We start from the raw sequence: 20,104 nt of genomic DNA, 5'->3' as shown, positions 1-20,104 counted from the left end.
AGCCTTCCCTAGAAAATTGCCGCCGTCGTCGCACAGAACGTCGGATTTCCAATCGTTGAAAAGTCCGTCTGATGCTGCATCGGCACCATAAATCCAGTCGAAGGGTTATATACCTTGCCCGTCACCGTATTCGCATTGAAATTCGCCGTGTAGAAGTACTGCTTGGACGTATCTTCAATGATGCACTGCGGACCGGAACCCGTCGAATATGGCTCGCCTGAGATCGTCGACAGGGTGCCGCTGCTGTCGATGAAATAGGCCGTAATATCACTATTCGGATTCGTCAGGTTGCTGGACGGAGGCCCGGCATTCGCTACGTACAGGAACTTGCCCTGCGTATCGACAACCAGCTGAGTAGGATTACCGGCCAGAGAGGTGCTGTTCGACATCGGGCCGTTCGTCTGGCTCTGCAGAGCGCCGTTGGCTCCCACCGTAAACGGCCTGATCATGTTTGCCGTCGGATCCAGGATGTACAGGTACTTGTTCGCAGTATCTCCGTTGATCGCCGAGATCGACATGGCGCCTGTCTGCAGCGGGGCATTCTGCGTCAGGGTCAGCTGACCATTCGTAGTGTTGATCGCGTAGGCGAAGACCGTGTTTACGTCTGCGGTAGCGTTGGTGCCGGCGTCTGCCGTATAGAGATAACCGGACGTAGGATGGAAGTCGATCGGAAAGCAGCCAACCGGGAAATACGTGAGCTGCGTGCCGTTGGAGCTCTGCTGCTGCTGGTTCGTGACCAGCGTCAGACGGCCCGTGTTCCCATCAATGCTATAGACCGAGACATCGCCATACGGATGGAACTTGCCATCGCTGCTCTGGCATGGAAAGCTCGTGCCCTTGCCGCCGGTCGGCGAAACATTTGTGCCAACAGGCGAGTACTCGTCGAGGACGAAAATATATTTCCCTGATGCGTCAGTAGCGATGCGCTGGGAATCGCTACCCTGGCTTTCGTAGTTAGCCTGGAAAGCCAGTGTTCCGTTGCCGCCGATGGCAAACAGCGAGATATGGGCGCCGGAGTAAGGGATATTGCCCGTTGCCGGATCCGCTGTACCGGGGGTGCCCTGGTTCAGGACATAAAGATAGCGGCCGCCCGGAAGGACAACGACGCGAATCGGGTTGGTGCCGCCCGAACCATAAGGTGAGCCGATCGACTGGAACAGATTGCCGGTCGAGTTCTGCTCTTCAAAAGAAGCGATCTGATTGTACTGCGAGCCTGTCACGAAGACGTAGCCGACTGTGTAGTTCTGCTGGCAGGAGGTAAGTCCCAGAGCGAAACCGAGTGACGCGACCACGGCCAAAGCGGCCCGGCCCAACTTTGTAAACTTCATGCGCTTCCTTCGGCCCGTCGCCGGAGCGGCGTACAGGCAAACTGATTCGGGACGAGTCCCGTATGCATTGTAAAAGCTAGCAGCGGTTTAGGGAACTGTGATGAGCAGTAAACAATAAACAGGCATCAGGGAGCATTCTCCGTCTGCTCCCTGATATCCCTTTCTACCATACCCGACAGGCGTCCTTCGGCATCATCGGCTGACCAAGGTGGCAGCCGAAGGCTTTGCCAAACTCTTCCGAGTTCTGGACCGTCCCATTGGTGCGGAACATACCCGGGGAGTGAGGATCAACCCGCGCAGCAACCCGCGCAGACTGGTCGGTCTTGTTTTCGCACCATACCTGCGCAAACGAGATAAAGAAACGCTGCGCAGCTGTATACCCGTCTATCTTCTTGTTCGGGTCGATATGATCCTGTGCAAGGGTTGAGAGGAGCGCCTGGTAGGCAATGTGGATGCCCCCGTTATCTGCCGTGTTCTCGCCGAGTGTCAGCTTGCCGTTCAGCTTTTGTCCCGGAACCGGCTCGAAGCTGCCATATTCTTTGACTTCGCAATCCGTCTTGGCATCGAAGGCAGTGCGATCGGCAGGTGTCCACCAGTTTTTGACATTTCCCTGCGCGTCATACTTGCTGCCTTCGTCGTCAAAACCGTGGGTCATCTCATGGCCAATCACAACGCCGATTGCCCCGAAGTTGACCGCAGGATCCTTGGTGTAGTCATAGAACGGAGGCTGCAGAATGCCCGCCGGAAAGTTGATGTCGTTCATGCTCGGGTCGTAATAGGCATTGACGGTAGGCGGAGTCATGCCCCACTCCTTCTCATTGACCGGCTTGCCGATATGCCCCAGATCCCACTGAAACTCGAAGGCGTCGGAGCGGCGGATATTACCCAGAAGATCATCCCTCTTCACCTCGAGAGCGGAATAATCGCGCCACTTCTCCGGATAGCCGATCTTCTGCCGGAAGGCATCCAGCTTCAATTCGGCCTGCTTCTTCGTTGCCTCCGTCATCCACGGCAACTGCTGGATATCCTCGGCAAGCGCCTTCCTGAGAGCTGCAACCAGCTTCTCCATGTTGGCCTTGGCGTCCGGCGGAAAGTTCTGCTTGACCCAGTCCTGGCCCACGGCTTCTCCTAGAGCGCCATCGGTAAGCGCTGTACAGCGCTTCCAGCGGGCGGTCTGCTCTGCCTGCCCTTGCAGCGTCTTCTGGAAAAACCCGAAGTGAGCGTCGGCGAACGGCGTCGACATCCACGGTGCGGCACTATTAATCACATGGAAACGGAGGTAGCTCTTCAGTCCGTCCATGCTCTGCTCGGCGATCACACCGTTCATCGCCTTGAAGAAGTCAGGCGTAGCCACATTCAGCGTCGCCAGCGAAGGAGCGTGGATGCCGGAAAGGTAAGAGTTCCAGTCAAAATCAGGAGCAAGCGTCTTGAGACCGGACACTGGCATCGGGTGATACCGCTTGTCCGGATCGCGAAGGTCAACCCGTGGCGTCGATCCTTTGGCGAGCGCTGTTTCAATCGTCAGAACGCTCTCCGCCTCGGCCTTCGCTTTGGCATCATCATCCCCGACCAGCTTGAACACGCTCACGACATAGTCTTTGTATTCCGCACGGATCTTTGTCATGCGGGCGTCGTCCAGCAGATAGTAATCGCGATCGGGAAGCGTCAGTCCGCCCTGGAAAGCACCGGCAATCTGCTTGGTAGAGTCCTTTTCATCCTGCTCGCTCCCGAAATTAAAGAACGCCCGTGTGCCGTCCTGCGCCTGCAGTTGAGCAACCAGCGCAGCCAGCTTGCCCTTACCACTCAAACCATCCACCTGCTCCAGCAGGGGAAGGACAGGCTTATCCCCTAACTTGTCCACCTCGTCGGTATTCATGCAGGAGGCAAAAAAATCGCCATACTGCTTCTGCAGAGGCGTCTTGGGGCTGTCAGCCGCTTGTTTCAGGTCAACATACAGCAGGTAGCGGTTACGCTCGCCAAGTTCATTGAATCTTCCCCAGCGCGACTGGTCTCCGGGAATCGGATGATCCTTGCGCCAGTTGCCGCAGGCGTATTGGTAGAAGTCCGTGCAGGGGTCTGCACTCTTGTCGATCGCCGTCAGGTCAAAGCTCTGGGGGGCCGCCGGCGCTTTCGGCGCGGCCGAGGATGACGTGTCGGCAGGGGCAAAGCTGCTCTGTGCAGCTGCTATTCCGGTACATAACAGCAGCATCGAGGCAATTCGGGTAAGTTGCATATACTCCTCAGGATTGGGCCCACGCGTCGCATTGATTTAAGCGTGGCTCGCCCTCAAGGCGCAGTTTCTCTACGAACTGCGTCACGCTTCAAAAATTAACACGAGCGTCGCAGAACGCGTGCAACTCAATCCACCCGCCGACTACCAGATGAAAAAATTCGCGATCTGCGCTTAGAAGATTTTGACGTGGAAGCTTAGATACTTCTTGGGATTCTCTCGAATCGTATTCACCAGCCGATTCGTATTCGAAATCATTTCATCCGAATGATTGTAGAGCGCCGGATCGCGCATCAGCTTGCCGATCGTGCCCTCCCCGCTGTCCATGCGGCTCAACAGCGAGTCCAGCTTCGTCACCGAATCGTTAAGCTTCGCCGCGAACCGGGGATCTTTCGCCAGCATGCCCAGGGAACCCTTTCCGGCATTGATGTTCGCCAGCAACTGGTTGGCATTCTGGGTCGTCTCGCGAAGATTATTGTAGAGTGCATCATCCTTCAGCAGCTTGCCCAGTGTGCCCTGGCCGTTATCCAACTCATCGGAGATGTGCTGCAGGCGGCCTACCGTAGCATTGGCGCGATCATAGAGGGTATCGTCGGCGATCAGCTTGCCAATCGAACCCTTCCCATTGCCTATCTCCTCAACAATCTGCTGCAGCTGGTTCAGCGTGGAATTGGCCTTGTTATAGAGGGTCGGGTCATTGATCAGCGAGCCGATCGAGCCTTTATTGCCGTTCAGCGAGTCAGCCAGCTGATCGACTTTGCCCAGAATAGTATTGACCTGCTCGATCGTGCCCTGGCTGGATTTAATCACGTCGCTTAGGTTGGGCGTCTCCGTAGTCGGCAGCTCGTCGCCATCCTTCACTTGGCCGCCCTTGGAGCTCTTGCTGCTGATATCTACCACCGTATCGCCGAGTACGCCCACCGTTTCCAGGCTCGCTCTTGAATCAGGGTGCAGGGCACTGATGAACTTGCGGCTGATCTTCATCGTGACCTCGACAGGCGCGGGACTGCGCTGCGTCACGATCTTGACCGACTTCACATTCCCGATGCTCACGCCCTCGAGATTGACGGGCGCACCCACCTTCAGGCCCGAGGAGTTTTCAAAGTAGGAGCGCACGGTCAGCTTCTTCGTAAAGAGCCCACCCGTGCTGCCGGACATCAGGAAGATCAGCGCAGTCAGAATAAGGAGCGCCGCGACGACCAGAATGCCAACCTTCAGCTGTGACCACTGTACTTCCTGCTGGCTAGCCACATGCCTCCTTCAAAAGAAACCTGCTGCTGGGGTAGCATACCAAATGCTTTTGCCTATCAAGGTTCTACTTTGGATGATGCTGACCTGCATCGCGTTGCGCAAGCTTGCGTCTATCTTACTGGTTTATGCTTCGAATCCATCTCTGCGCCGGGCGTTCTATCAAAACCATCGTCAGCACCGCGCCCGTAATCAGCAACAGGTAGCTTATCCATGGATCAAGCTGAATCAGTCCTGTCTTCTCCAGCAGCCCGGAGCTGTGGATCAGGTTCCATAGATTGAAATGCAGAATATACAGGCAGTAGCTGGCCTGCCCCAAAGCGACAAAAGGTGCAAAGCCGAAGAAGCGGGAGATCAGGTTCCTGCCCGCCAGCCCCAGGATAGCCAGCGCAAACAGCGGCATAAGAAGACCATCATGCATCATCGGATACGGCATGTGGTCGCCGAAATACAGGATCGTGTAGAGTCCCGCCACTCCTCCAAGGCCCAGCAGCAGGCGCTTGTAGCCGTCCCGAGCCAGCTTGGCATCTACATCCGCCAGCACTATCCCGAACAGAAATGACGGCAGATGAGGAGGAGGCGTGAACTTCAGCGCCCGCATCCAGAACCCGTCTGTATAGCGGTCCGGGTGCAGCACGCCGTCAGGATGCAGCCAGAGATACAGCACCGGCAGCACCATCCCCAGCAGCCACAGCAGGAACAGATTGACCGTGAGTCCGCCAAGATGCTTCGGCCGCCGCCAGCGTACGACCATGGGAAAAATCAGGTAGAAGAAAGCCTCGGTGCACATCGTCCAGGCAGGCGTATTCCAGAAGGTCGCCAGCGATGGGCTCCACCCCTGCAACAGCAGCGGAGTCATCACAAACCCTGCGGCAAACTGCAGGTGCGTCCTCACATGCCATTCCTGCACCAGCATTCCCAGCGAGACAATCAGCGCGAAAAAATAAACCGGATACAGCCGTGAGAGGCGCGCTACCCAGAACGTCGGTGCCCGCAGTTCACCGCTTTTTGCCCGGTCGCTGTAGTTGTAGGCAAGAATGTAGCCCGACATCAGCAGAAAAAAACTGACCGACGTGTAGCCGTTGTCGACGATTGGCGCAAACGGCCCAAACCATTTGGGGTTTGAAAAATGGAAGAAGACGATATTCAGAGCTGCAAAGGCTCGAAGCCCGGTCAGGGCCGGGAGACGGCCCTTCTTCGCGACAGCCGGCGCAGATAAAACAGCAGGAGGCATGGAGACTGCTTGCGGCAATTCGCTCAGGCCGTGACCAGCGAGCCGACTTTCTCGCCCGAGATCACGCGGCGAATATTGCCGGATTCGTTCATGTTGAAAATAATCATCGGCAGGTTATTGTCTTTGCACAGGCTCACCGCAGTCGCGTCCATCACCTTCAGTCCAAGCCTCAGAATCTCCATATAGGTGATCTCCTCAAACTTGACTGCGTCCTTGGTGATAACTGGGTCGGCATCGTAGATGCCTTCCACTTTGGTGGCCTTCAGAAGTACGTCTGCCCTGATTTCCATAGCGCGCAGAGAAGCAGCCGTATCCGTCGAAAAATAAGGATTACCCGTGCCCGCTGCGAAGATCACGACCCGACCTTTTTCAAGATGCCGAACGGCCCGGCGGCGGATGTATGGCTCGCAAACTTGATTCATTTCAATGGCTGACATCACCCGGCAATGCAGCCCCTGCTTTTCAATGGCATCCTGGACAGCCAGCGCATTGATTACGGTTGCCAGCATCCCCATGTTGTCTGCCGAGACGCGATCCATCTCCTTGGCCTGCTCTGCGACGCCACGGAAGAAGTTGCCTCCGCCCACCACGATGGCCACCTCGACCCCCATCCTCGAGACCTCAGCTATTTCGGCTGCAACCTCGTGAACGCGGATCACGTCTACGCCGAAACCACGCCCGGCGGCCAACGCTTCCCCTGAAAGCTTGAGAACGACACGCTTGTACATGCTTTGAAAAGTATCGCATGGCCAGCCCCGAATTCATGCAACCCCTTCGTCAAACCCGGAAGGGGCGAGGGACTCAGCTTTCAGTTCATCAACCGCAGCTCCCTATGCAGCTGCTTTCTCGGGAACAGCGGCCTCCGTGCGCGCAGCCACCTGGAGTGTCCCCCACAGCGCAAGAAGATAAACCGCCGGGATCACATAGCTGATCAGGAACCACGGCCCCCCGCCAAATCCTGTGAGGATGCCTGCCAGGATGCCCGGAATCCCGAGAACAACAACGAGCGAAATGCCTGCCAACAGCAGAATTCGTTCCGTCGTAAGTCGCACCAGAAAGCCGACAACTACAGGGACGAGCGCGGCCAGCAGCAGCAACCTCTGGACGAGTGCCCTTGAAGCAACAGGGAGGAAGTCCAATTTGTGCTCGATATGAAGCGGCGCAAAATGCGCCGGATCATAGAAGTAGAAAGGCAGGGCCAGTGCGGCAGCCACCAGCAGGGGCACCGTAACCGCGCGCGCCGCAATCCAGAACTTGCGCTGTTGCAGAAGATAGGCGAAAAGCAGGGGTAGAAACACCAGATAGACAGCACGAGAACAAAGCGCAATCCCCAGGAATATCTCGCTGAGAACCTGCTGCCACACGGGAGTGACCCGCTCGTGAGTCTTTATGAAAACAAGTACCGCGATCAACACATAATAGAAGTTCGCTGAAAAGTCTCCACCCACCACGAAGTCGTCAAGCGTCCCCAGCGCAAGAATCGCCATGATGGCCACGGCAATCAGCACTGCGGCGCGATTCCGGAAGAAGCGATCGACGACATACAGGAAAAGACCCAGCCAGAACAGGTTCTCGATTCCGACATACTTCAATGCCAGAAAAGGGGCGGACAACAGAAGTGCTCCTGGAAGCGGAGAAATCGGATTTCCAAGAAAGGTGTGGACGTAGTAGGGAAAATGTCCATGCACGAGTTGGAGTGAGGCAGCGCGCAGCGCGTCTTCACGATCCGATCCCCCGCCATAGATGCGCCTCTCCGCCAGCGGATAAAGGGCGACGAACATCAGCGTCAGGGCGCCCCAGCAGGCCCACAACCATTTCGCTGATACAGGACGCTCTCTGTCGCGGGATCGAAGCCACAGCAGCAGCGCTGCAATCACAACGCCCGCAGCCAGATCGAGCATCCATGCAACGTGTGTCGAAAAATGTTTCAGCAGCTGCGTCTCTGCACCCAGCAACCAACAAAAATAGATCAGAAGGAAGAGTCCTGCATCCTTCCATTGAAGGCTCGGAGATTTTCTATTTGCGTGCAAGGATGCCTCGTCAGAGCGGTAAATGCCCTTCCAGCATACAGGTCAAGCGCGTCATACCATGTTTAATTTCACGCCGGAAAGTCACTTCTCCTGGCGCTCGCAGGCATCTGCCCGGCTCCCGCCTGCAGCTACCGAACGTGCTTACCGGAATCGTGCTGAAATTGCTGATTCAGAATAGGATATTGCCAAATGCCCGACTCTAAACTTCCGCGGGCTCTGGTCGCTGTCAGCGAGGAGAAAGCACGCCTGACGCTATCCGCGCACTTGCGCTATCACGGGTGGCTCGTCGAGCGCTTCGATGGTGTCTCGGCCGACGTTTGCGACCTTGTCCGCGTCCACTGCCCCTCGTTACTCATGCTGAGCGTCGAGAAGGACTCACATACACTCGCACGACTGCTGCACGAGTTCCCGTCCCTGAAGGTCGTGGTCATCGCTCCCCCTTCCGCAGAGACTGCCTTCGAGGCTGCCCGGCTCGGCGCGCAGCGAATGCTCACGCTGCCGCTCGATGAAAAGCAGCTTTCGCAGGATATTTTCTCCATCCCGGCTGCTGACAACGGTGCCGGCAAGCAGACTGGAGCAGAACTCGCCAGCTTCAGTTCCTCCGCCCGCATGCAGGAGATTCTCGAAACGGTTGGAAAAGTGGCTACGACCTCCGCGACGGTGTTGATCCGCGGCGAGAGCGGCGTGGGCAAAGAGCTTGTCGCACGAATGATCTACTCCCAGTCTGCGCGCCGCGATCGACCGTTCGTAAAGGTAAACTGCGCGGCTATCCCCCACGAGCTTCTTGAGAGTGAACTCTTTGGCTACGAAGCCGGAGCCTTCACGGGCGCTCAACAGCCTAAACCGGGCAAATTCGAGCTGGCCGATGGTGGAACACTCTTTCTGGATGAGATTGGAGAGATGCATCCGGCCCTTCAGGCCAAGCTGCTGCACGTCCTACAAGACGGACAATTTGCCCGCCTCGGCGCCAAGCGTGACACCAACGTAGATGTACGTCTGCTGTGCGCCACAAACAAGCCGCTCGAGCAACGCGTCACGGAGGGACTTTTTCGCGAGGACCTCTTTTACCGAATCAATGTCGTCACCGTACACGTTCCGCCCCTGCGTGAAAGGCGAGATGAAATCCGCGGGCTGATTGAACACTTTCTCGCCCGATACTCCAAGGTTTACGAACGCCATGCCCCTCCGTTCACCGACGAAGTTCTCAGCTTTCTAGTGAACTACTCCTGGCCGGGAAATATTCGAGAGCTCGAAAACCTGGTCAAACGCTACGTGATCGTAGGGGGCGCCACCCAGATCGTCCGGGAGCTGACCCTCCACATGCTCGAGCAGGCTGAATCCAAAACCGGGGGAATCAACCGCCAGAGCACCTCTGAAAGTCAGCCCCCCTTAGCCGCCGAGCCAACCCTTCTCGAAATCGGCAGGCGAGCAGCCTGGGATGCAGAACAGAAGGCAATACGAGCGATGCTGCTGGAGACCAAATGGAATCGTCGGGAGGCAGCACGACGCCTAAAGGTAAGCTACAAAGCTCTCCTGAACAAAATTCAACTGATGAATAAGGAAGAAGGCGGCAGGGATGCCTTAAAGCCTAGAAGTGGTATTTAGATGCCACATGTAGGTACCGGCATACACTCCTCCAAAGGGATAATGATTCTCCAAAAATTGATCAGCCGCGCCGCCAGAAGCGCATTTAACAGCCAGAAGGCGAATCTACAAACTTGCAATCTTTTTAACTTACCCGTGCAACTTTGGATATGAATTTGCAATCTACATCAATAACACTAAGAGGCATCTTCATCTGTTGTTCACCGTTGTGTCTATCAGCTTTACGTCCATTTATGGACCCTCTTCCACTTCTACCCTTGGCTTCCCACCTATGATTGCCTCTTGAGCGGGCCCGCTGGAAAGCGGGCCCCTTCGCTCTTTTAGGGGCAAGCAACCCCTCCACTGCACTAAACTAGTGGATGAATGCCTTCTGCAAAAAAGAATATCCATACTGATCTGAAAGCCGTAGATGAGTTGCTGGCGGGCGTAGGCCTGAAGCATGGCAGACGTCTCCTCATGAGTGCCGGGTTTGAACGGCAGCCAAAGCACCCGATGCAGCAAGCAAAGCCGAAAGGCTCGCGCGCTGCCGTCAAGGAAGCGGGACCGGCCATTGTGCAATCGCCGCTGTTCCAGCAGATTCCATGGCTACTTCACGGCTTTTCGACCCGGGTGGGGGGAGCGAGCACCGCTTACAGTTCCGATCGCCACACGGGTGAGCTGAATCTTGGATTTACGTCCGCTGACACGGTCAGGAATGTCACCGCTAACCGGAAAACCCTGGTGCGCATGGTGGCCGGCGCACGAAGAGGCAGCGCCCCTAAACTGCTTACTATCAATCAAATACACTCCTCGATGACTCGGCTGGTCCGTCCCGAAGATGCGGCCAGGACGCTGAAGGGAGACGGAATGATGACGGGCGAGGCGAGGCTATTGCTGGGCATTCAGACCGCAGACTGCATCCCTGTACTGGTTGCAGACCGCCGCACGCGCGCCGTAGCGGCATTCCACGCCGGCTGGAGAGGTACGCTCAAGCGCATCGTAGAAGGCGGAATCGGGCGCATGCGCCTTGAATTCGGCAGCCGCCCTGAAGACCTGATCGCGGCAATTGGCCCGGGAATTGGCCAGTGCTGCTACAGCGTAGGGGAGGAAGTACGGAGCGAATTCGAATCGCAATTCGAGTACGCGTCGAAGCTGTTCCGGGACGTCTACGACTCCGATCCCATCAAGGAAAAGTACCCGCTGCTATTCCTGACCGCGCGGGCGCCTGGCCACAGCAACATTGGACCCAGCCTTCATCTGGATCTTGTGGAAGCGAATCGGCGGCAGCTACTCGACGCTGGAGTCGCAGAGGACGCCATCTTTGTCAGCGGGGAATGTACAAGCTGCCAGACCGGACGGTATTTTTCCCACCGGGCAGAACATGGATTTACAGGGCGAATGATGTCGGTGATTGGCGTGAGAGGTTAAAAGTGGCGGCAAGTGCAGCGGTACCTAGTGGCATATAAGCTGCACCTGCTTGCACAAGTTCAACCTCAGGCCGCAGAAGTATCAGCCGGCGAAGCCTGCCCACCATCCTCAGGAGCGCTCCCGTGCGGGTTTACAAGGTCGCGAAGCTCCTTGCTCGGCTTGAAGTAAGGGACCCGCTTGGCAGGAACATCGACTTTTGCCCCGGTTTTAGGGTTGCGGCCAATGCGAGGCTTACGCTGCCGGATGCGAAAGCTGCCAAAACCTCGAATTTCGATCTTGTCCCCCGACCGCAACGCGCCAATCACGGAGTCAAAGATCGTATCCACGATCACCTCCCCGTCCCTGCGGGTAAGATCTCCGAGTTGTGTAATTTCTTCAACCAGATCTGCTTTGGTCATATTGGTCGTGCTCCAGAATACAAGGCTAAGCCCTGTTATCCATAGTAGATGCAGCCAGATACTATCTTAGCGCCAAAGAAAATAGAAACCGGCATGTTTTTCAAGCAGTTGCTCGGGTGCGCTGAAGAGACTATCCGTGTCAGTTGTCAACATATCGAGGATAGTCTTGTGGTGGCGAGCCGGTTTTATGACATTTGGCTCTCCTGAAATACCGGCTCTATGAGCAGTGTCAAGCAGTGCGACCCGGAAGCCGCCTGCCTGATCAATAAGATGCAGCGGGAGAGCTTCTTCCCCAGTCCAGACTTGCCCCGTGGCCAGTGGTTTCAGCTGATCCGGCTTAATCCCGCGTCCGGCGGCAACGTCGCGAATGAATTGCGCGTGCATATTGTCGACAAGCCCCTGAAAGTAGGCCCGCTCCTCCGGAGTCATGGGGCGGTCGGCAGAGCCCGCATCCTTAAGTCTGCCACCTTTGATGACCTCAGGCTGCAGTTTTGCCCACTTAAGCAGATCTCCGTAGTTCGTCCACTCCATGATGACGCCTATCGATCCTACGATGCTGGCATCGTTTGCGTAGATCCTGTTGGCGCCCGAGGCGATGTAGTAAGCGCCGCTCGCCCCTACACTTTCGATGGAAGCGACAATCGGCTTCTTATGCTCCTTACGTATACGGATGACCTCGTTGTATATCTCCTGCGAGGGCGCAGCAGCGCCGCCCGGAGAATCGATGTGCATCACAATCGCTTTAATGGAGTCGTCGTCATTGAACTTGCGAAGCTGGTCGACGGTGCTATCTGCGCTCATGATGACGCCGTCGATATCAATGACGCCCACGTTGCCACCGCCGATCGAAGCAAAGCTACCCCCGGAATCGAACGAGTGTAGAGCCAGTAAACCCAACACGGAGGCGACCACAATGAGGCCAAAAAGCAACCCAGCGCCAATCAGCAGCCAGAACCAGCCTGAATGCCGCTTCATTTCATTCATAGCCGCGAGTTTAGCACCGATGGCGCCTTTGTGGCTCCCGACGGAGGAGGCGTAAAACCCTTGGCACGGTGAGCGGCAGCTTGCATCAATCGTCCTTAACTGGGTGGGCTTTCACCACCTGGCTCGATCTGCCTGTTCCTCTATTGGCTGACACCGTGGACACCAATAAGTCGATCGCGCTTGAGCGCCCTGCTTGCGCATGAGGACACTCTCGCCGCAACGGCGACAGGGGCGTCCCTGCCTGCCATAAACCCAGAGTCTCGCCCCCGGATCGGCGGCGCCGGTCGTGCGACGAGCGCCTGTATACGTGATCATCCCATCCCCGGACGTCTCGGTGACATTCAACGCCAGCAGTTGACGCGCCTTATCGATAAGACAATCGACTTCGGTCCGGGTCAGCGCATCGACGCGGCGAAAAGGATGCACACCACAGACGAAGCATATCTCCGACTTAAAGACGTTTCCGATCCCGGCCATTACCTGCTGATTGAGCAGGGCCACCGCTACTTCCTCATCTCCCCGGGCTCGCAGCCGAATTGCGGCTTCACCCTCTGAAAATCCGCTGCCGAGCAGATCCGGACCTAGCCTTGGAATCGCCGATTGGCGTTCAAGAGAGCGGGCGGTATGGAAGCGAGCAATCGGAACATCGAATGCAACTGCTTCAAACTCCTCTGTGGCAATAACCAGGCGCATGTGCTGGCGCGACCGTCGCCAGCGCTCGCCGCGACGGTAGATGTGCCAGCTTCCCTTCATCAGCATGTGAGTCACGAGGATGAGATCGCCGGAAAAATAAATGAGCAGCCACTTTCCGCGCGACTCCACCTGCTCAATCGTGCGTCCTGCAACCGGGGTGTTATCGTTGACGCTCGCGAGAGGCGCATAGGCGGTATCAAACGCCACCACCCGGTGGCCTGTAAGAGCTCGGCCCAGAGCGCGCGCCGAACGGAAGATGGTATCTCCTTCAGGCATAACTACTGCACGTCCCGCGAAGCTGCCTGCACTGGCGGCAGCATGCGCCGCAGGTTAAAGCCCAGTGGAGCGGCCTGGAAGCCTGCATCCTGCAGAAACCGCGCCATCCAATGTTGGTGCGCCGGCCGCCCGTTGATTGTCGAGATCAGCATTCCTCCGCGCTGACGTGCTTCCCCTTCACTCTCTCGCATCAGCGCCTGCACGTGCTCGCCCAGGAATCGAGCCAGGTCGCGCGCGGCGTTGGTACGTTCCGGATCTTCCGGCGGTAGAAATATCTGCACATTTGGATTATTGCGGCGCAAATAAGCGAGGAGTTCCCCGTTGCGCAGGACGACGCTCGCCCCGACGCTGCGGGTTAGCACCCTGGGCACGTCGGAATCCTCTTCGGTCACCTCGACGGCGGGCCACCGCAGCACCGCACCATAGGGATTTGCAGGATCGGTTGCTGCGATAGCAACAATCTCGGACTTTTCCGGCGGGCCGCCGGAGCGCAAGGAGCGTAGCAGATCGACAGCTGCAGGCATGGCAAACTGTGTCGCACCCAGTCCTGCTACGAAATATCCGCGACGAATGCGGCCGGCCTCTTCAAGCGCCTTCAACACATCGTAAATAGCGCTGAACCCGCCGGGGAGATCTTCCTGCGCAACAGATTCCCGGGTAAGGATGCCATAGCGATTGAGAAGCTGCTGCGCGATTGCATGGCTCCACTCCGTTGGCGATGCCAGTTTTGTCGCACTGGCAGGTAAGAGAGTCCAGCGACCCTGCGCGCTGGGGGGCGTGGTTCGACGCGATCGAAAGGCTGAAAGGTTATGCTGTCGCTTTGCGGGCCGCGCTGCAGCAGGTCTGGCGATATAAGCGCGCAGCGCGTGAAAGGTATCGTTGGTGACGAGGCCGCGCCAAACGAGACTCCATAGCGCGTCCAATGTCTCGCCCGGATAACCTCCCCCCACTGCATCGTGAAGCTGTGCGAAGAAAGCAGCTCCGCCCTGGGAAAGCTGGTCGACTAGAGCCTGCTCCCGTGCTGGGAGCGGAGTACGCGAGGCGCCGCGGGGCGGGAGCAGCGTTGGCATCGCATCCGCGAGGTAGAGAGCGATGCGGCCATCGCGCTCACCAAGAGAGTCAAGCCCGCTCCATATCACTTCGCCTGCGGCAATCAACGTGTCGAGATCTCCCGGCTGATAATTCATCAGACGTGCGGGCAGGATCGAGCTCTCCACCAGTGATGCTGCCATCGGGGCCCCCTGCAAGTGCTCAATCGTATCGAGCAGCGCATCCAGGCCACGCCTGCGCTGCAGAACACCCTGCCAATGAGTGTTCAACCGCGCGAGCATCTGCTGTTCGACAGGTTCGATCTCTTTCCGCAGACGTGCAAGCGACTTTCTCCGGATGAGCCGGAGTGACTCTACATCGCACCACTCGCGATGCATGCCCTCGGGACGAAATCCTCCCTCAATAATGCGCCCATCGAGCATCAGCTTGCGTAAGGACGCCTCTACCTGCACAGGATCAAGGGCGAACCGCTGGGACGCTTCACTCAACGTGAAGGGTCCGTGAGTTCGAGCAAAGCGCCGCACAATCTCGAGAACCGGCGCAGCAACCGGCTCCAGCAGAGGCCCGGCAATTCCCGGCGGCAGAGGAATCCCCAGGGCATCGCGGTAGCGCGCTGCGTCTTCTACAGCAAGCAGGCGCTTCTCGCCGGCTATCCTTACCTCGAGCAGGCGGCGCGCACGGAGCAGGCGCTCGATAGAAGACATCAGGTCAGGCGATGCGAGACGACGCGCGAGCTCTTCCCGTGAAAGATCTCCAATACGCAGCAGCAGATCATGAATTCCGTCAGCGGATCGCACACGCTGTGTTTCACCCACGCCCTGCAGCTGCTCCTCCACCTCCGCGATTGCATCGGCGTTCAGCAGTTCACGCAGGTCAGCATCCCCGAGCAGATCACGCAACTGATCCTGATCGATCGAGAGCGCCTGGGCTCGACGTTCAGCCAGCGGAGCGTCGCCATCATAGATATAGTTCGCGACATAGCTGAAGAGCAGTGAGGAGGCAAAGGGCGAGGGCGTGCGCGAATCGACGACATGCACACGAATTTCACGCTTCTGCACGGCACGGAGAATTTCAAGAAAGGCCGGCATGTCGAAGATATCGCGCATACACTCGCGGTACGCCTCCAGCAGCATGGGGAACGATGGATATCGCGCTGCCACTGAAAGCAGATCGTAGGCACGCTTTCTCTGCTGCCACAGCGGAGCCCGTCCTTGCGCGCGGCGGCGCGGAAGAAGTAGAGCGCGCGCCGAAGCCTCGCGAAATTTCGCGGCGAACAATGCCGTCGAGCCAAGTTGCCTCAAAACCAGCTCCGTCGCCTCGGCCGCTTCGAGCAGCAGCATGTCTGCGTCCGGCGGCGTATCCGTGTCCGGAAAGCGTAGAACGAAGCCATCATCGGCCCACATGGTCTCAACATCGGGGCCACCGGCAGCTCGAATGCGTCCGTTGACTGCCATCGCCCATGGCGCGTGTACACGGCTGCCAAAAGGTGTGAGCACGCAAACGCGCCAGTCTCCCAATTCGTCGCGGCTGCGCTCGATGATGATGGTGCGGTCATCTGGAACAACGGTGGTTACGATTTCCTGATCGGCAAGATAACGCAGCAGATTCTCAGCCGCCACCGGCGCAAGGTCGTGCTCTCTCGTGAGCCTGCTCAAAGCTGCGTTGCGCGGCAGCTCTCGCAGTTCACGGACCAACTGCCCAATGCGGCGGCCAAACTCCAACGGACGTCCCGCTGCATCGCCATGCCAGAACGGCATCTTGCCTGGTTCTCCGGGGGCAGGAGACACAAGCACGCGATCATGGGTAATCTCATCGATTCTCCAGGTAGAAGCGCCAAGGATAAATGTGTCACCCGTGTGGGTCTCGAAGACCATCTCTTCGTCGAGTTCGCCAACCCGTACGGCTTTGCCTTCTGCACCTGAAAGAAACACACCATACAGGCCACGATCGGGAATCGTGCCCCCATTGAGGATGGCGAGTATCTTAGCGCCCTGTCGTGGAGTAATGAGGTTATTCACGCGGTCCCACGTCACACGGGGGCGCAACTCGGCAAATTCGTCCGAAGGATAACGGCCCGCCAGCAGGTCAAGCACCCCCTCAAAAGCCGCGCGTGTGAGACCGGCAAATGGCGCCGCCCCCTGCACGAGGCTATAGAGTGCATCGGCAGAAATCTGGGCTTCCGGCGGGGGCTGCCCACGCTTCCGAGGCAACGCACTTGATGGCGGCTGTGCAACAATGGCGACCATCTGCTGCGCCAGTACGTCCAGCGGGTTGCGCAGAAAGCGGGTGGACTCAACCATCCCCTCGTGCATCGCCCGGGTCACTGCGGCGCAGGCAACAAGATCTGCGCGATATTTTGGGAAGATAATACCTTCGCTCGCCGCGCCAACGTGGTGCCCGGCGCGGCCGATGCGCTGCATGCCGCTCGCAACAGACGGAGGCGCTTCAATCTGAATGACCAGGTCCACGGCGCCCATGTCTATGCCGAGTTCCAGTGACGAGGTCGCAACCAGAGCTTTGATCGCACCGGCTTTCAACAGCTCTTCAATTTCTGAACGCTGTGCGGCCGCCAGGGAGCCATGATGGGCACGTGCAATCTGTTCATCTGCCAGTTCATTGAGCGCGCCGGCCAGTCGCTCCGCAATGCGGCGGCTGTTTACAAAAATGATCGTCGATTGCCGATCGCGGACAATTTCCAGCAGGCGGGGATGGATGGCGCTCCAGATAGAAGTCCGCTTTGGTCCCTGCGAAGCTGCCCCGCTGGGCAACTCCTCCTGCTGCCCGAGCCGCGCCATATCCTCGACCGGCACTTCAATCTTTAATTCCAAGCGTTTCGGCTCACTCGCATTGATGATGGTCACTGGCCGATAGACAGGCGCCCTGTCTTCCGTCGTTCCTGTCCAGGCATCTTCGGGAGGAGATACAGCTGCGTCCGACTGGTTAGTGCGCGCCTCTGCGCCAGCCAGAAAATGCGCGACCTCTTCCAGCGGCCGTTGCGTTGCGGAGAGGCCGATACGCTGCAGACGTCCCTCTACGATTGCCTGCAACCGCTCCAGACTCAGCGCCAGATGCGCGCCACGCTTGGTGGGTACGAGGGCGTGAATCTCATCGAGAATGACAGTATCGACCATGCGCAGAGAGGCAGCTGCCTCTGAAGTGAGCAGCAGGTAGAGCGACTCCGGCGTAGTAATGAGAATCTCAGCCGGATGACGGCGGAAGCGATTGCGATCCTTCTGCGATGTATCGCCGGTACGGATACTGATTTCCGGCTGGTGAAATGGGATACCCGCCTGGCGAGCCATGTTTGCGATCCCGGCGAGCGGAGAGCGTAGATTACGTTCAACATCGACCGCAAGCGCTTTGAGGGGGCTGATATAAATGACCCGGCATCCGCTCGGCTCAGCCTGCTTGCGGTGCAGCATCAAACGATCAAGGCACCAGAGAAAAGCGGTGAGGGTCTTGCCCGTGCCAGTCGGGGCGAGGATGAGCGTGTTCTCTCCGCGCGCAATTGCCGGCCATCCCAGCCGCTGGGGCGCGGTTGGCTGGTCAAAGACTGCACTGAACCATGCCGCAGTTATGGGATGGAAAAGAGCAAGCGCGGTATCCGAATTCTTCTTTTTGGACTTAGCTCCCATGCGGGCACTCATCTGAGCATACTTCGCATAAGCTTGAGATGCGCCCGGAGCTTTGACGGGAACAAAAACAGATCAGCGCTGTGGAACAGGGACGTGATAGCACGCCCGATCACTGAGTACCGGCTTCCAGAGCTCCGGCAGGCTGGCCTGCTCGCTGGCGCCGAGAAAGAGAAAGCCATCCGGGGCCAGCATTTGATGTACGCGCGTCAGCAAGCGGCGGCGGGTCTCATCGGAGAAGTAGAAAAGCACATTGCGTAACAGGATGCCATCGTAGCGCTCAAAGAGCCAGGGAGCGGCGCAGAGGTTTCGCTGCTGAAAGGAACAGAGCCGCCTCACGTGCGGTTTGATCGTCCAGTCATCCTCGCCCTTGTCAAAGTAGGACAGCAGATATCGTGCAGGCAGTCCGCGATTTACTTCGATGCGAAGATATTTGCCCGCATTGGCACGCTCGACCATCTCTGCGCTGAGATCGGTGCCAACGATCTCAACCCGCCATGTTGTGAGTTCAGGAAACTTGTCCAGCAGGAGCATGGCAAGCGAATACGCCTCCTGTCCGCTGGAGCAGGCAGCGCTCCAGAAGCGCAAATGACGCTCCCTGCGACGGTTCGCTATCAACCGGGGCAACAGTTCGCTTTCCATTAAGCAGAAGGGGCGAAGATCGCGAAAGAAGCTGGTCTCATTAATGGTCATCGCTTCGGCAATCGACCGCTCCATGTGAGGGCTGGAACGCATACGGAGAGACTGCACAAGCTGGCCAAGAGTGCCCAGATTTTCAGAACGCATCAGGTGATAAAGCTTGGTCTCGAAAAGGTGATCGCGCGAAGGATCGAGGACCATTGCTGAATGATTACGTACTATGTCCCGAAGATAGCTGAGGTCCTGCTCGGTCGAAGACATCAAACGGCAGCTCCATTGAAAGCGGGATGGGAAAAGCGAGAAGCAGGGAGCGCAAGCCGAACCAACTCTGCGGCAATGGCGTCAAGCGCGAGCACCCGGTCTGCAAGGCCAGCCTCGACTATCACGCCGGGCATGCCCCAGACAGCGCTGGTAGCACGATCCTGCGCGATGACGCAGCCGCCGCGGCTACGTACTACCTGAACCCCCTCAAGCCCATCGGAGCCCATGCCGGTGAGCATCACGGCGATCACACCGGCACCATAGGCCGCTGCGGCAGACCGGAAGAGCACATCGACGGACGGGCGGCAGAAGTCGTTCCCTGCAACCTGCGATAGCTGCAGGCGGGGCGCGCGCGAGGCTACGCCTTCCAGGACCTCCAGGTGCCAGTCACCGCGCGCAATGTAGACATGCCCAGGCTCGGGAATGATTCCTGCCGAGGCCTCGCATACACGCAAGGCACACAGTCCGTTGAGCCGCTCCGCGAGCAGAGAAGTAAAGACCTGCGGCATGTGCTGCGCAATCAAAACAGGAAGCGGGAATAGCGAAGGCAGGCCCGGAAGCAGTTTTTCCAAAGCCGCCGGCCCTCCGGTTGAGACACCGATTACAACGGCGCGAAGTCTGTTGATCCGAACCGCAGCGGGAGGGATGGAAACCTGTCGAATGGTTGTCGGCCAGGCAGTGCGGCCGGAAAGCGCGTGAATCTTCGGCAGTAGATCTTCACGCAGCGTTCGAAGCGCACTCTCGGGGCCGTTCGCCGCTGTAGGCTTGGCCACATAGTCGGTCGCACCGCGTGCCAGTGCCTCGAGCGTTATACCTGCGCCGCGCCGGGTTAAAGTACTGCACATGATGATCCTGGCTTGTGATCCCTGCGCCCGCAATGCCTCGAGAGCCTCAAGTCCATTCATGCGCGGCATTTCAATATCGAGCAGAATAATGTCCGGCTTCAGAGCAGCCGCCTGAGCAACTGCTTCGACGCCATCGGCAGCTACTCCTACAAGTGTGATGGAGGGATCGCCAGCCAGCACCCTTCGGAGCAGGGTCCGCATGACCGCGGAATCATCGACAAGCAGAACGCGAATTGGCATGCCC

Annotated in this window: 14 protein-coding genes; 2 read left to right on the top strand and 12 right to left on the bottom strand. The window is 57.9% G+C overall.

From position 1 onward, the window contains the following. Nucleotides 1-8: 8 nt before the first annotated feature. The 6 genes from C7378_RS15695 to C7378_RS15670 all read right to left on the bottom strand — a co-directional run bounded on the left by C7378_RS15695 (nt 9) and on the right by C7378_RS15670 (nt 8,070). Nucleotides 9-1,328 (bottom strand): lactonase family protein, encoded by a 1,320-nt coding sequence (locus C7378_RS15695; RefSeq protein ID WP_131998851.1) that lies wholly within the window; start codon nt 1,326-1,328, stop codon nt 9-11. Nucleotides 1,329-1,491: 163 nt separating this feature from the next. Then, complete coding sequence (locus C7378_RS15690) at nt 1,492-3,561, bottom strand: M13 family metallopeptidase (protein WP_131998849.1); 2,070 nt, start codon at nt 3,559-3,561, stop codon at nt 1,492-1,494. A 171-nt stretch (nt 3,562-3,732) separates the two neighbouring features. Further along, nucleotides 3,733-4,809 carry an MlaD family protein gene (locus C7378_RS15685; protein WP_165876846.1) on the bottom strand — a complete coding sequence of 359 codons (1,077 nt, stop codon included), beginning with the start codon at nt 4,807-4,809 and terminating at the stop codon, nt 3,733-3,735. Between the two features lie 115 nt (nt 4,810-4,924). Beyond that, on the bottom strand, nt 4,925-6,040 hold the full coding sequence (locus tag C7378_RS15680) for an acyltransferase family protein (protein WP_131998847.1): 1,116 nt from the start codon (nt 6,038-6,040) through the stop codon (nt 4,925-4,927). Between the two features lie 23 nt (nt 6,041-6,063). Beyond that, the gene (pyrH, locus tag C7378_RS15675) at nt 6,064-6,768 is read right to left on the bottom strand and encodes a UMP kinase (RefSeq protein WP_131998845.1); all 705 of its coding nucleotides are present in this window, start codon (nt 6,766-6,768) and stop codon (nt 6,064-6,066) included. 102 nt (nt 6,769-6,870) lie between these two features. Continuing rightward, nucleotides 6,871-8,070: a hypothetical protein gene (locus C7378_RS15670; protein WP_131998843.1), complete on the bottom strand. Its 1,200-nt coding sequence runs from the start codon at nt 8,068-8,070 to the stop codon at nt 6,871-6,873. Nucleotides 8,071-8,259: 189 nt separating this feature from the next. Here C7378_RS15670 and C7378_RS15665 point away from each other — a divergent pair, with 189 nt between their 5' ends. Next, nucleotides 8,260-9,675, top strand: a complete 1,416-nt coding sequence (locus tag C7378_RS15665) for a sigma-54 dependent transcriptional regulator (protein ID WP_131998841.1) — start codon at nt 8,260-8,262, stop codon at nt 9,673-9,675. A gap of 363 nt (nt 9,676-10,038) precedes the next feature. Further along, on the top strand, nt 10,039-11,082 hold the full coding sequence (gene pgeF, locus C7378_RS15660; RefSeq protein WP_243648297.1) for a peptidoglycan editing factor PgeF: 1,044 nt from the start codon (nt 10,039-10,041) through the stop codon (nt 11,080-11,082). Nucleotides 11,083-11,147: 65 nt separating this feature from the next. Here pgeF and C7378_RS15655 read toward each other — a convergent pair whose 3' ends face one another. The 6 genes from C7378_RS15655 to C7378_RS15630 all read right to left on the bottom strand — a co-directional run bounded on the left by C7378_RS15655 (nt 11,148) and on the right by C7378_RS15630 (nt 20,100). Then, nucleotides 11,148-11,480 (bottom strand): HU family DNA-binding protein, encoded by a 333-nt coding sequence (locus tag C7378_RS15655; protein WP_131998839.1) that lies wholly within the window; start codon nt 11,478-11,480, stop codon nt 11,148-11,150. Nucleotides 11,481-11,546: 66 nt separating this feature from the next. Next, nucleotides 11,547-12,455: a signal peptide peptidase SppA gene (gene sppA / locus C7378_RS15650; protein WP_243648296.1), complete on the bottom strand. Its 909-nt coding sequence runs from the start codon at nt 12,453-12,455 to the stop codon at nt 11,547-11,549. 120 nt (nt 12,456-12,575) lie between these two features. Next, nucleotides 12,576-13,433 carry an Fpg/Nei family DNA glycosylase gene (locus C7378_RS15645; protein ID WP_131998835.1) on the bottom strand — a complete coding sequence of 286 codons (858 nt, stop codon included), beginning with the start codon at nt 13,431-13,433 and terminating at the stop codon, nt 12,576-12,578. A 2-nt stretch (nt 13,434-13,435) separates the two neighbouring features. Further along, on the bottom strand, nt 13,436-18,130 hold the full coding sequence (locus C7378_RS15640) for an Lhr family helicase (RefSeq protein ID WP_131998833.1): 4,695 nt from the start codon (nt 18,128-18,130) through the stop codon (nt 13,436-13,438). Nucleotides 18,131-18,190: 60 nt separating this feature from the next. Then, nucleotides 18,191-19,015: a CheR family methyltransferase gene (locus C7378_RS15635; protein WP_131998831.1), complete on the bottom strand. Its 825-nt coding sequence runs from the start codon at nt 19,013-19,015 to the stop codon at nt 18,191-18,193. Further along, complete coding sequence (locus C7378_RS15630) at nt 19,015-20,100, bottom strand: protein-glutamate methylesterase/protein-glutamine glutaminase (protein WP_131998829.1); 1,086 nt, start codon at nt 20,098-20,100, stop codon at nt 19,015-19,017. The genes C7378_RS15635 and C7378_RS15630 overlap by 1 nt, the downstream gene beginning before the upstream one ends. Nucleotides 20,101-20,104 lie beyond the last annotated feature (4 nt).

Origin of the sequence: Acidipila rosea, assembly GCF_004339725.1 — a bacterium.
In the GTDB taxonomy this organism is placed as follows: Bacteria; Acidobacteriota; Terriglobia; order Terriglobales; family Acidobacteriaceae; genus Acidipila; species Acidipila rosea.
The sequence above is the reverse complement of the archived record's forward strand: the minus strand, read 5'-3'. Positions and strand labels throughout refer to the sequence as shown.

Coding starts and splice junctions, on each gene's coding strand:
- C7378_RS15690 (WP_131998849.1), bottom strand. CDS start 3,561: ATGCAACTTACCCGAATTGCCTCGATGCTGCTGTTATGTACCGGAATA.
- C7378_RS15695 (WP_131998851.1), bottom strand. CDS start 1,328: ATGAAGTTTACAAAGTTGGGCCGGGCCGCTTTGGCCGTGGTCGCGTCA.
- C7378_RS15640 (WP_131998833.1), bottom strand. CDS start 18,130: ATGAGTGCCCGCATGGGAGCTAAGTCCAAAAAGAAGAATTCGGATACC.
- C7378_RS15635 (WP_131998831.1), bottom strand. CDS start 19,015: ATGTCTTCGACCGAGCAGGACCTCAGCTATCTTCGGGACATAGTACGT.
- C7378_RS15680 (WP_131998847.1), bottom strand. CDS start 6,040: ATGCCTCCTGCTGTTTTATCTGCGCCGGCTGTCGCGAAGAAGGGCCGT.
- C7378_RS15665 (WP_131998841.1), top strand. CDS start 8,260: ATGCCCGACTCTAAACTTCCGCGGGCTCTGGTCGCTGTCAGCGAGGAG.
- pyrH (WP_131998845.1), bottom strand. CDS start 6,768: ATGTACAAGCGTGTCGTTCTCAAGCTTTCAGGGGAAGCGTTGGCCGCC.
- sppA (WP_243648296.1), bottom strand. CDS start 12,455: ATGAAGCGGCATTCAGGCTGGTTCTGGCTGCTGATTGGCGCTGGGTTG.
- pgeF (WP_243648297.1), top strand. CDS start 10,039: ATGCCTTCTGCAAAAAAGAATATCCATACTGATCTGAAAGCCGTAGAT.
- C7378_RS15645 (WP_131998835.1), bottom strand. CDS start 13,433: ATGCCTGAAGGAGATACCATCTTCCGTTCGGCGCGCGCTCTGGGCCGA.
- C7378_RS15655 (WP_131998839.1), bottom strand. CDS start 11,480: ATGACCAAAGCAGATCTGGTTGAAGAAATTACACAACTCGGAGATCTT.
- C7378_RS15630 (WP_131998829.1), bottom strand. CDS start 20,100: ATGCCAATTCGCGTTCTGCTTGTCGATGATTCCGCGGTCATGCGGACC.